The organism is Nonomuraea jiangxiensis, assembly GCF_900099965.1.
Classification (GTDB): Bacteria; Actinomycetota; Actinomycetes; order Streptosporangiales; family Streptosporangiaceae; genus Nonomuraea; species Nonomuraea jiangxiensis.
This window is the reverse complement of sequence record NZ_FNDJ01000012.1, coordinates 50,440-61,635: the sequence shown is the minus strand read 5'-3', so window position 1 is coordinate 61,635 and position 11,196 is coordinate 50,440. Positions and strand designations below refer to the sequence as shown.

Below are 11,196 nucleotides of genomic sequence, written 5' to 3'. Positions count from 1 at the left end.
GCCGTGACCCGCATCCTCGTCGTCGACGACGAACCCCAGATCCTCCGCGCCCTGCGGATCAACCTGGCCGCCCGCCACTACGAGGTGGCCGTCGCCGCCGACGGCGCCTCGGCGCTCAGGGTGGCCGTCGACAACTCGCCGGACCTGGTCATCCTCGACCTGGGGCTGCCCGACCTGGACGGGGTGGACGTCATCCACGGCCTGCGCGGCTGGACCGCCATCCCGATCATCGTCCTGTCCGGCCGGGCCGGCAACCAGGACAAGATCGAGGCGCTGGACGCCGGGGCCGACGACTACGTCACCAAGCCGTTCGGGATCGACGAGCTGCTGGCCCGGGTACGGGCGGTGACCCGGCGCGCCTCCATCCAGGAGGCCGAGCTGGCCCGGATCGAGCTCGGCGACCACGTCATCGACCTCACCAGCAAGTCGGTCTCCGGCGACGTACGGCTGACCCCGACGGAGTGGCACATCCTGGAGTTGCTGCTGCGCCATCCGGGCAAGCTGATCAGCCAGCGGCAGATCCTCACCGAGGTGTGGGGCGCCAAGTTCGTCAAGGAGACCCACTACCTGCGCCAGTACATGGCCCAGATCCGCCGCAAACTCGAACGCGACCCGGCCCACCCCGCCCACCTGATCACCGAGCCCGGCATGGGATACCGGTTCAAACCATGACCCTCCGCAGGTGGGACCCGTTCCACCGCGCCGCCCGGCCCGCCGCCCGATCCGGGGCCCGATCCGCCGCCCGATCCGTCGCCCGGCCTTTCGCCCGGCCTGTCGTCGCGCGGGCCGCGCTGCTCGTCGCCCTGTGCGTCGCGCTGCCGGCCGGGGCGGCGGCGGTGGTCGCCCTGCGCGCCGAGCGCGGCTCCTACGCCGCCACGCACCACCAGGTCGTCGCCCAGGTCATGGACGAGAGGGCCGTCGTGGCCCGCGTCACCTGGGACGGCGGGCGGCGCAGCGGCTGGGCGCGCCGTCCGCTGGAGCGCGTGTCGGACACGGCCGTGCGGATTTGGCTCGACGACCTGGGACGGCCCGCGTCGCGGCCGGTCGGGGCGGTGGAGGTCGTGTTCGGCTTCCTGCTCGCCGCGCTCCCGGCCGGGACGCTGACCTGGCTGGCGGTTCCGGCGCTGTACGCGTGGTGGACCGCCCGCCGGGCGGTCGCGCGATGGGATCGGGAGTGGCGCGACCACCGGTACCCCGGCTGATCGGTCGCCCCGGATCTGGGCCGCGTGCGGGAGCGTGCGGGAGCGTGCGGGAGTGGGCGGAAGCGTGCGGGAGCGGGCGGCGACGGCGGTAAGCGTTTGCCGCGTCAAGAGGACGGCGGCGGTCGTGGTCAATGCGCATGGATCTCGTGAAAATCGGCGTCCTGGGCGTTGCGGCGGTGTTCGGTGAGGCGTATGGCTGGTGGGAAGGGAGGGCCGATGTCCGTGCATCGTGCGGAGGTGCTGCTTCCGGTGGGTTTCGCCTGCGCGATCGGCGCCTGCGTCACGGCCGCGCTCGTCTTCATCGAGACCACGGCTCGTGTCGCCCTGATGGTGGCGGCCGTCGGCCTGTTCGGGGTCTGGGCGCGGCGCTGTCTCCCCGCTCTGGCGGCGGGCGTGATGGCCTGGTGCTTCGCGACGGGGTTCCTCGTGCACGCGAAGGGGGAGCTGTCGTTCGGGACCGGCGACCTGTTCAGGCTGGGCGTGTTCGCGGCCTCGGCGCTGACAGGCTGCGCCTGGGCCGCGCTCCGCGTTCGTCGCCGCAGACGCCCTTGGCCGCCCGCCCGGTCGCGGGCGGGCCGCCACCCGGTTCCCATCCTCCTGCGGCTCCTGCACACCCGGCCTGTCCCACGCCGGTGAGGGGCTTTCCGCAGGCGGGCCGGGGTAGGACCCCCACATGGTCGAGTACGGGGGTCCGGCATGGTCGAGTACGGAAGGCCGGGCGGCCCGCCCGCGCATGGGCCCCGGACGGCGGGTGAGCTCGGCAAAGCCCCCGAACTCCGGGCGGCGGGGGAGCTCAGCAAAGCCCCCGAACCCCGAGTGGCGGGGGAGCCTAAGAATGCCTACGAACCCCGGACGGCGGGTGAGCTCAGCAAGGCCCCCGAACTCCGGGCGGCGGGGGAGCTCAGCAAGGCCCCCGGACCCCGGGCGGCGGGGGAGCCCAGCAAGGCCCCCGGCTCCCGGGCGGCTGGGCGCACGAACCCCGGGCCGCTGGTGCGGCCGGAGCGCGGATGAACCCGGACGCCCTGGCGGCCTTCCGGCGGGTGGCGCGGGGGCTGCGGCGTAAGGCCGAGCGGACTCCCGCACGCCGGGACCGCCATGTCGACCTGCTGCGCGCGATGGCGATCACCGCCGTGGTGACCGGACACTGGCTGATCGTCCAGGTCGCCTACGACGGCGGGTTCCGCGGCGGCAGCGTCCTGGACCTTGTGCCGTGGACCCGCCCGCTGACCTGGCTGTTCCAGGTCATGCCGATCTTCTTCCTGGTGGGCGGCTTCGCCAACGCGGCCTCGCTCGCCTCCCACCGGCGCCGGGGCGGGACCGTCACCGGCTGGACGCTGCGCCGTACCGAACGGCTGGTGCGGCCCACCACCATGCTGCTGATCGTGCTCACCGTGGCGGCTCTGGCGGCCGGGGCGGCGGGGGTCGATCCCACGCTGGTCGGCCTGGCCACCTGGGTGGCCGGGATCCCGCTGTGGTTCCTGGTGGCGTACCTGGCGGTGGTCGTCCTGACTCCCGTGACGTACGCGCTCCATCAGCGGTTCGGGCTGGCCGTGCCCCTCGCGTTGCTCGTCCTGGTCGGCGCGGGCGACCTGGCGGGGCTGGTGTGGCAGGTCCCGCACGGAGGAGAGGGCAACTACCTGTTCGCCTGGCTGGCGATCCACCAGCTCGGCTTCGCCTGGCGGGACGGGCGCCTGCCGTCCCGGCCGGCGGTGGCGGCGCCGCTGGCGCTCGGCGGGCTGGCCGTGCTGGTGGGGCTCACCGTGTGGGGGCCGTACCCGGTCAGCATGGTGGGCCAGAACACCTCGCCGCCCACCCTGGCGCTACTGGCGCTGGCCACGGCCCAGACCGGGTTCGTGCTGCTGCTGCATGACCGGGTCAACCGGTGGTTGCGCGACGTGGGCCCGTGGACGGTGGTGGTCGCGGTCAACTCAGTGATCATGACGGTGTTCCTGTGGCACATGACCGCCGTCGTGTTCGGCGTCCTGGCGCTGTACGTGACGGGGGTGTTCCCGCAGCCCGCGCCGGGGTCGGTGCCGTGGTTGCTGCTGCGGCTGCCCTGGCTGGCGGTCCTGGGGGTGTTCCTCGGGCTGCTGGTCATGCTGTTCGGGCCCATCGAGCAGCGCGTCCGCCCGTACCGCGAGCCGGGACGCGGCGCGGGCCCGCTCACGGCCGCCGGCATGGCCGCGGTGGTGGCCGGGCTGTTCGGCATCGCCTCGGCCGGCCCCGGTCACCACGGCCCGGCCGGTCTGCCCACGGCGGCGCTGGCAGCCTACTTCGCCGGAGCCGCCGCCCTGCGGTTCGCCCGGAGCGGACCCAGCGGAGAGCGGGCAGCCCCTACCCGGGCCAGGCTGTGAACGTCGCCGGGCAGGTGGTGTGGTGTCATGCGGGGCATCGTGGGCCGGTGACGAGGAGGTCCGAGGTGTGCTCTCGCTCGAACCGCGCGTCGATGCGGGTCCAGGCCCGCAGCGACTCCCGATACGCGGCGGCGTCGCCGTACCGGTGGCCCCGGGCACGGGCCAGGCACGCGGCGGCCCAGTCGTTCTCGCCGGCCGTCTCAGCCGCGGCCGCCAGCCGCCGGTCCGCGTCGGGCAGGCCGCTCAGCACGGCCAGCTCGGCCCCGGCGGCACGGGCGTAGGCGGCGGGCCACCCGGTGGCGGAGCCGGCGAAGGCCCGGGTGACCGGAGCCGCCACGTCCTCACCGGTGTGTACGGCGACGCGAGCGGCCACGAACGCGGCGAAGACCATGGAGTCGGCGGCCGGGGCGGGGTTGCCGGGACCCAGGGCCTGTTCGGCGCGGGCCTGCCAGAGCCGGTACGCGGGGTGGTCGCCGCGCAGGCCGTGGGCGAGCGCGACGGCCGAGGCGGCGGGGGAGAGCCAGGCGGCGATCGGCGTGCCGGAGCGCCGCCACGCCTGCCACATGGGCTGGGCCAGCTCCAACGCCTCGTCGAAGCGCCCGAGCAGCACCAGCGGCGGGATCAGCTTGCCCGCCGACCGGTACGGATGGGCGCCCAGCAGCTCGTCCCCGGCGATCAGCTCGGCCGTGGACAGCGCCGCGAGCAGGTCACCGGCGGCGAACGCGCAGAGCCAGGCGTTGTGGAAGGAGTCGAGGATCTCCGCCGCGGAGGCCGGGTGACGCCGGTCCATCTCCTCCACCAGCGCCAGCCGCTCCCGCGCGATGCGGTACGCCTGCCGGAACCGGCCCGCCCGGATCGCCTGCGTACCGGTCGCGTCCAGCGCGGCACTGATGAGCACCGGGTCGCCGGTCACCCGTGCCGCCGCCACGGCCGCTTCGGCGAGCACCGGATCGGGCGAGTCCCATGACGGACCCGGACACCAGGTACTCGCGGCAGCCACATGAGCACCCACCACGGCCCCGTCGATGCTCCTCCCACCGTCCGGCTGCCCGGCCGGAGCCGCGTGCGGCGCGGGATCGGCGATCGTGGCCGCCTGGGTCAGGAGGGTGCGCAACCGGGAGCGGGGGATCGGGTCGGCGAAGCCCGAGGTGAACCGGCAGGCCGTGACCACGGCCTGGGCGAGCGCGATCACCCTGGCGCCGTGGTCGTCCGCGTCCGCCGCGCGGTCCGCGGACTCCAGGAGCAGGTCGAACGCCCCACGGGCGAGGCCCACCGCGTAGACGACCTGGGCGGCGGTACGCAGGTCCGCGGCGGCGGCCGAGGCGGTGGGGGCACGCCGGGCCGCCTCCTTGAAGTGCTCCAGGGACTCGCTGACCAGCCGGCGGTCGTAGGCGAGGTGGCCGAGGGAGCGGGCGAGCCGGTGCGGCAGCACCCCGGGCCCCGGCGGAGCGTTGCGCAGCGCCGCCCGCAGATCGCCGCACACGGCATCGAACCGCTTCCGCCCGTCCGTCGGCCCAGCGCCGGGCGGTCGCCGCCCGTCCGGCTGCCCGGCGTCAGGCGGTCGTCGCTCGCCAGGCCGCCCGGAGTCGGGCTGTCGCTCGCCGGGCCGCCCGGAGTCGGGCTGTCGCTTGCCAGGCTGCCCGGAGTCGGGCTGTCGCTCGTCAGGCTGCCCGGAGCCGGGCAGTCGCCGCCCGTCTGCCCGCCCGTCGGACCACTCGGCTGGCCCGTGCAGTTGCTCGGCCAGCGCGTGTGCCGTGTCGGCCGCCCAGCACAGGTGCAGGTCGCGGACATCGGCCAGGTCGCCGGCGGTGGTCAGCCGGTCCAGGGCGTACGCGCGGACCGTTTCGAGGAGCCGCCAGGAGCCCTCTTCATGCCCGCGGACCACCAGGCTCTTGTCCACCAGCCTGCCCAGCACGTCGGCGACCGCGCTCCGGGTGGCGAAGGGGGCGATGTGGCAGGCGGCGTCGAGGTCGAAGGCGCCGGCGAAGACGGCCAGCCGGGGGAAGAGGGTCCGTTCGTCGTCGGCGAGCAGGTCATGGCTCCAGCCGATCACCGCTCGCAGGGAGCGATGCCGCTCGTCCGGGTGGCGGCTGCCCGCCAGCAGCCGCAGCGTGTCGTCCAGCGCGGCCAGCAGCCCCGCGGCCCCCAGCGAGGCGCAGCGGGCCGCGGCCAGCTCGATGGCGAGCGGCATGCCGTCCAGCCGGGCGCAGATCTCGGCCACCGTCGCCGGGTCGGCCACGAAGCCGGGGTCGCCCGCGGCGGCCCGGTCCGCGAACAGCGCTTCCGCGTCGGAGGCCAGCGGCAGCGGCGAGATCGGCACCACACGCTCACCCGGCACGCCGAGCCGCTCGCGGCTGGTGGCCAGGACCGTGACGTCCGGGCACCGGGACAACACCAGGTCGGCCAGGGCCGCGGCATCGTCGAGCAGGTGCTCGCAGTTGTCCAGGATCAGCAGCCGGCGGGAGTCGCCCTCCGCTCGTCCGGGCTGTAGACGTACGGGCCGACCGTGCCCCTGCTCGGCGCCGCTGACGCCGAGCGCGGTCGTCACGGCGTCCTCCAGTGACTGGCCGGGGGTCTCGTTCACGTCGAGTGCCCTGGCCACCGCCCCGGCGACCTGGCCCTCCCGCACCGGTACGAGGTCCACGAACGCCCCGCCGCCCGGGAAGTCCGCCGTGGCGGCCTCGGCCACGACGGCGGCCAGCCGGGTCTTGCCGACCCCGCCGGGCCCCGCCAGGGTGACCAGCGTCCCGGGGCGCAACAGGGCCAGTATGGCGTCGCGTTCGTGTGCTCGCCCGGTGAATCCGGTGCGCCAGGTGGGGGCGCCGGTCACCCCGGCCGGATGCGCCGGAATCTCCCGCCCCGCGATGGCGGCCAGCGCCCGCCGATCGGCGACGCCGTGCTTGCGCAGGAGTGCGGCCACGTGGTTCTCGACCGTACGGACGGAGATGTGCAGGCGGCCCGCGATCTGGGCGTTCGACAGGTGCGCGGCGAGCAGGGCCAGGACCTCGGCCTCGCGCGGCGATACCGACTCCGGACTCACCTGCATATCTCATTATAGGTGGACTTTGAGTGGTGCATGAGTGGCCGGCACGCATGTCCCGGACGGCGGGCCGTACCCATAATGATCACCGCCGAACGACAAGAACGGGGTGATGACCGTGGCCGGCGGAGTGCTGAACGTGGCCTACGAACGCTTCCACCGCACAGGACCCGAATGGGGCGAGGACCAGCTGACCAACCACGGCCCGATGGCGGTCGAGGTGCTGGTCCGCCGGGGCCACGCCGATCGGGTGGACCGCTGGGTGGACCGGTACGTGGCCCGGCTGGACGACCTCCCGGGCCGTACCGGCGAGATCGGCGAGGCGGACTGGGCCGAGGCGCTCGGCGACGGCCGGCGGATCGGCGACTGGACCGCCTTCTTCACCCGGCAGCTGGCCGAGCGGCCATGGCGGCAGGTGCTGGCCACCTGGTGGGAACGCCTGCTGCCGGGCGTGCTGGCCGGCACCACGCACGGCGTGATCAGGGTCGGCCACGTGGTGCGCGCGCTCCTGGCCGGCGCCGAGAACCCGGCCACGCTGGACGAGCTCGCGCACGGCCTGGCCTTCTGGGCCGCCAGGTCGCGGGGCGTGCCCATCGTGGGCGACCCCGGCGGCCGGCTCGACCCGCACGCGGCGATGGACGCCCTGCCCCGCGTGCCCGAGCAGCAGGGCAACGTGGCCAACCGGCTCGGCCAGCTGCCCGGGCTGCCCGGCTGGGACACGACGGTGACCGGGCTGCGGGCCGCCGCCACCCCGCAGGAGATCCGTACCAGGCTGGAGGATCTGGTGGCCGCGGCCACGCTGCGCTACCTCACCCACGGGCACGGCTCGCCCGTCCTGCTGGTGCACACCGCGACGGCGCCGAACGCGGTGCTGCACACGCTGCCCGCGCTGCCGTACGAGCTGTGGGCGCCGAGCCTGACCGCGATCTGGACCACCACGGCCGCCATCTTCTCCGCCTACGCGCCGCCGCTGGCCGCGCCGGCCGAGGCGCTGCCCACTCCGCCGGCCGCCTCCGACGGCGTCGCCGACGTGCTGGAACGGGCCGTCGCCCACGCGGACGAGCACGTCATCAAGTTCACCGACACCGCCGCCGAGGTCTACACCCGTACCGGTCATCCGGGGGCGCTGGCCGCCTCTCTCCGCGCCGGCGCGCTCATCGAGGCGCGACCTTAAGACCGGTTGAAGAGGATCGTAAGCCCCGCCCGGCACAGTAGAACCAACACAACGCGAGGGCAGAACCCCGAAGGGAAATTTCATGCGTACGTTCAAGCTCCAGGTCCAGGTCACCGCCGACGGCTACATGGCCGGTCCGAACGGCGAGATGGACTGGGCGGGAGGGACGCCGTGGACCGACGACCTCAGCACCTACATCGACGCGCTCACCAAGAAGGTCGACCTGATCGTGCTGGGCCGCAAGCTGGCCGAGGGGTTCATCCCGGCCTGGGCGTCCGGGCCCGAGGGCGAGGACCAGTCCTCCATCGACTGGATGAACCAGACGCCGAAGGTCGTGATCTCCAACTCCCTCACCGAGTCGCCGTGGGACAACGCCACCGTGGCCGGGGGCGACCTGACCGAGACGGTGAACAAGCTCAAGGCCGAGCCGGGCGGCGAGATGATCGCGTACGGCGGCGGCACGTTCGTCGCCAACCTGATCGCCCGGGGCCTGCTCGACGAGCTCCACCTGTTCGTCAACCCGGTCGCGATCGGCACCGGCATGCCCGTCTTCCCGAACACCGGCGCGAACCAGCGGCTGCGCCTCGTCAGCGCGCGGGCGTTCGAGTGCGGGATCACGGCTCTGCACTACGCGCCCAAGAGCGCCTGAACCCGATGACGGGCGCCCGCTCGCTGCCCGCCCCGGGGGCGGCACGGGCCGGTCAGCGGGCTCGCCGCGGCCGGTACGCGCCCAGCGCCGCCGCGACGCAGGCGACGGGAATGGCGGGCAGCACGTAACGGTGGTCGAAGTCGAGCACCGCGACCGGGGCCACGAGCAGGAACACCGCGAACGCCCACGGCAGCGCCGCCGCCCGCCGCCGCCCGATCGCCCCCACCCCGCCGACCAGCAGCAGGACCCCGAACAGCGTGCCGTGCAGGAACCACGGATAGGGGTAGGCGGCCAGCACGGACGCGTACGGCTCGACGGAGCGCATGCCACGGATGTCCCGGTCGTACTCGGCGCGGACCTTGGCGACGAGCGGCTGGTCCGCCGGCACCGTCCAGGCCCCGCGCGGGAAGGTGGAGGTCGGCCGCAGCCGGTCCGGATGCGGCACCGGCTCCCAGGTGAAGGCGAGCGCGGTGTTCGCGGCGACCTCGCGCAGGTAGTCCAGCGGCTGGGCGGCGATGGTCCGCAGCGCGAAGGACCTGGCCAGGTCGTTGTGGGAGAAGCGGTCGCCGGGCAGCAGGTTGAGTGAGGAGCCGGGCGCCCAGACGTATTCGGAGGCGGCGTCCACGACGGTGCCGTTCGGGCAGAGCCGGGCCTCCTCGGGCGGCGGCCGGACGATCGAGCAGTCGGCGAACGTCATGGTACGGGCCCACAGGGCAACGCCGTCGGAGCCGCTGAGCGCGAACCTGCCGTGGTGATGGGCGTACCAGCCGGCGTAGCCGAGCAGCGGCACCACGCCCGCCAGCACCAGGGCCACGACCGGCCGCCACGGCGTCCGGCGCAGCAGCAGGAACAGCGCGGCCAGGCCGACCAGCGGCACGGCGGTCGTCCGGGTGAGGCCCGCCAGCGCCAGCAGCAGCCCCGCTACCGCCGCCGCCCGCACCGAGACCTCCTCGCGCCACATGAGGGCCAGCAGGGCGGCCATCACCAGGAAGATCATCTGCGTGTCCGACAGGATCGCGTGTTCCACCCGCACCAACGAGGGGTCGAACAGCGGCGGCAGCGCGGCCAGCGTGGCCCCCCAGCCGGGCAGCGAGCGGCGGCGCAGCAACACGTAGATCAGCACGCCGACGCCGAGGCCCAGCGCGTGCTGCACCCCTGCGACCAGTTCCACGCTCTGGAAGGGCCGGAACAGCCACAGGAAGGCCGGGTAGCCCGCCGGGTGGAAGGCCCCCTGCGGGCGCAGGTGGACGGCGGTGTCCAGGTAGGTGAAGGAGTCGTACCAGTAGACCGTCGCGGTGTCGTAACCCAGCATGACCAGCGCGCGCAGGGCGGCGGCCAGGACGAGTACGGCGGCGAACAGCCGGTGACCCGCCGGGCGCGGTCCCGCGAGGACGGCGGGTGGTGCGATGCTTTCACGGACTGCCACGGTGGTGCTCCCGTCCGGGGGCCGGGCGGATCCCGGCCGTGGTGAGAGCAGTCCAGCGACCGGCGCCTAACCCCGGCGTCACCGGTTCCGGTTACGCCGGCGTTATCTCGTGGCTAGAGCCCCCGGTCCGTCTCGTCAGCCGTGGATCCGCAGCCGCCTGCCCAGCAAGCGGGTGACCGGCGGCAGGGCGGCCAGGCGCAGCGGCAGGTCCCGCTTGAGCAGGTCCAGGCGGCTGGCCGGGGAGTGGGTGCCGCTGTTGCGGCGGCCCAGGGCCTGGCGTTTCTCCGCCTCCGGGCGCAGGTCGGCCTCCCAGGCGCGCAGGGCCGCGGGGACGTCGTCCGGCCGGCTCTCCAGGAACGTGCCCAGCGACTCGGCGCCGGCGACGGCCAGCGAGGAGCCGTAGCCGGCGAACAGCGTGACGCACCAGGCGGCGTCGCCGAGCAGCACCACCCGCCCCTCGCTCCAGCGGTCGCTGACGATCTGGCTGACGGAGTCGTAGTAGAGGCCACCGGCGGGCAGGCTCGCGATCAGGCCGGCGGCGGTCCACGGGATGTCGTGGAAGACCTCCGCCAGCGCCTGGCGGGGGTCCTTGGCCAGCTCGGCGGCCGGGTCGGGGGTGCCCCAGGTGAAGAAGGCCGCCGTGCGGCCGGGGCCGAGGTTCGCGATCGTGAACAGGTGCCCGATCCGGGAGACGGTGGTGAAGGCGTGTTCGGGGGCACCGGGCGGCTGGTGGTCCAGCGTGGTGGCGGCGATCATGTGGCCGAGGTCGCGGCGGAAGCCCTCTTCGGGGCCGAAGACGAGCTCGCGTACCTTCGAGTGCAGCCCGTCGGCGCCCACCAGTAAGTCGGCGTCGATGGTGGCGCCGTCGTCGAGCTCGATGTGTACGCCGCCGGGGTGCTGCCGCACGGCGGTGAGCGTGGTGCCGAACCTGATCGGCACCCTGCCGTCCACCTGCTCGTACAGCGCCGCCTCGATGTCGCCGCGCATCAGCGTCAGGCCGCGCTCGCCGAGCAGGGCGCTTACGGTGCGGCTCGGGACGGTGTAGCGGTGGCGGCCGTCGGGTTTCAGGTAGGTCATGCCGACGGGGCCGGAGTGGCGCTCGCGCAGCGCGGGCAGGACGCCCATGCGCTCGGCGGCGTCGTAGCCGCGGCCGAAGAACGCGACCACGTATCCGCCGGTCCTGCGGGCCGGGGCCCGCTCGACCAGCACCGGCTCCCAGCCGATCCGGTGCAGTCGCAGCGCGGCGGCCAGTCCGGCGATGCCCGCCCCGACGATGACGGCTCTCTTCACCATGATCATTCCCCTTCACGGACTAAGTATGAGCATGTGCTCATCTGCTATGAGCATATGC

Annotated in this window: 9 protein-coding genes; 6 read left to right on the top strand and 3 right to left on the bottom strand. The window is 74.2% G+C overall.

The features are described from left to right. Positions 1–3 precede the first annotated feature (3 nt). The 4 genes from BLS95_RS25715 to BLS95_RS25700 all read left to right on the top strand — a co-directional run bounded on the left by BLS95_RS25715 (position 4) and on the right by BLS95_RS25700 (position 3,556). The gene (locus tag BLS95_RS25715) at positions 4–672 is read left to right on the top strand and encodes a response regulator (RefSeq protein ID WP_090936225.1); all 669 of its coding nucleotides are present in this window, start codon (positions 4–6) and stop codon (positions 670–672) included. Further along, a complete protein-coding gene (locus tag BLS95_RS25710) occupies positions 669–1,202 on the top strand; it encodes a hypothetical protein (protein ID WP_090936222.1) in 534 nt (177 codons plus the stop codon). The genes BLS95_RS25715 and BLS95_RS25710 overlap by 4 nt, the downstream gene beginning before the upstream one ends. Positions 1,203–1,418: 216 nt before the next feature. Beyond that, a complete protein-coding gene (locus tag BLS95_RS25705; protein ID WP_090936219.1) occupies positions 1,419–1,838 on the top strand; it encodes a hypothetical protein in 420 nt (139 codons plus the stop codon). A gap of 371 nt (positions 1,839–2,209) precedes the next feature. Further along, positions 2,210–3,556, top strand: coding sequence for an acyltransferase family protein (locus BLS95_RS25700; RefSeq protein WP_090936216.1), 1,347 nt, complete (start codon positions 2,210–2,212; stop codon positions 3,554–3,556). Between the two features lie 25 nt (positions 3,557–3,581). Here BLS95_RS25700 and BLS95_RS25695 read toward each other — a convergent pair whose 3' ends face one another. Then, positions 3,582–6,602 carry an ATP-binding protein gene (locus BLS95_RS25695; RefSeq protein WP_090936212.1) on the bottom strand — a complete coding sequence of 1,007 codons (3,021 nt, stop codon included), beginning with the start codon at positions 6,600–6,602 and terminating at the stop codon, positions 3,582–3,584. Positions 6,603–6,708: 106 nt separating this feature from the next. On the opposite strand from BLS95_RS25695, the gene BLS95_RS25690 reads away from it, so the two are divergent. Both BLS95_RS25690 and BLS95_RS25685 read left to right on the top strand, forming a co-directional pair. Continuing rightward, complete coding sequence (locus BLS95_RS25690; protein WP_090936210.1) at positions 6,709–7,770, top strand: questin oxidase family protein; 1,062 nt, start codon at positions 6,709–6,711, stop codon at positions 7,768–7,770. 82 nt (positions 7,771–7,852) lie between these two features. Beyond that, positions 7,853–8,419 (top strand): dihydrofolate reductase family protein, encoded by a 567-nt coding sequence (locus tag BLS95_RS25685; protein WP_090936207.1) that lies wholly within the window; start codon positions 7,853–7,855, stop codon positions 8,417–8,419. A gap of 52 nt (positions 8,420–8,471) precedes the next feature. On the opposite strand, the gene BLS95_RS25680 is transcribed toward BLS95_RS25685, so the two are convergent. Continuing rightward, positions 8,472–9,845 (bottom strand): hypothetical protein, encoded by a 1,374-nt coding sequence (locus tag BLS95_RS25680; RefSeq protein WP_245765277.1) that lies wholly within the window; start codon positions 9,843–9,845, stop codon positions 8,472–8,474. A gap of 135 nt (positions 9,846–9,980) precedes the next feature. Then, a complete protein-coding gene (locus BLS95_RS25675; protein WP_090937088.1) occupies positions 9,981–11,138 on the bottom strand; it encodes an FAD-dependent monooxygenase in 1,158 nt (385 codons plus the stop codon). Positions 11,139–11,196 lie beyond the last annotated feature (58 nt).

Coding starts and splice junctions, on each gene's coding strand:
- BLS95_RS25710 (WP_090936222.1), top strand. CDS start 669: ATGACCCTCCGCAGGTGGGACCCGTTCCACCGCGCCGCCCGGCCCGCC.
- BLS95_RS25700 (WP_090936216.1), top strand. CDS start 2,210: ATGAACCCGGACGCCCTGGCGGCCTTCCGGCGGGTGGCGCGGGGGCTG.
- BLS95_RS25695 (WP_090936212.1), bottom strand. CDS start 6,602: ATGCAGGTGAGTCCGGAGTCGGTATCGCCGCGCGAGGCCGAGGTCCTG.
- BLS95_RS25675 (WP_090937088.1), bottom strand. CDS start 11,138: ATGGTGAAGAGAGCCGTCATCGTCGGGGCGGGCATCGCCGGACTGGCC.
- BLS95_RS25685 (WP_090936207.1), top strand. CDS start 7,853: ATGCGTACGTTCAAGCTCCAGGTCCAGGTCACCGCCGACGGCTACATG.
- BLS95_RS25690 (WP_090936210.1), top strand. CDS start 6,709: ATGACCGTGGCCGGCGGAGTGCTGAACGTGGCCTACGAACGCTTCCAC.
- BLS95_RS25705 (WP_090936219.1), top strand. CDS start 1,419: ATGTCCGTGCATCGTGCGGAGGTGCTGCTTCCGGTGGGTTTCGCCTGC.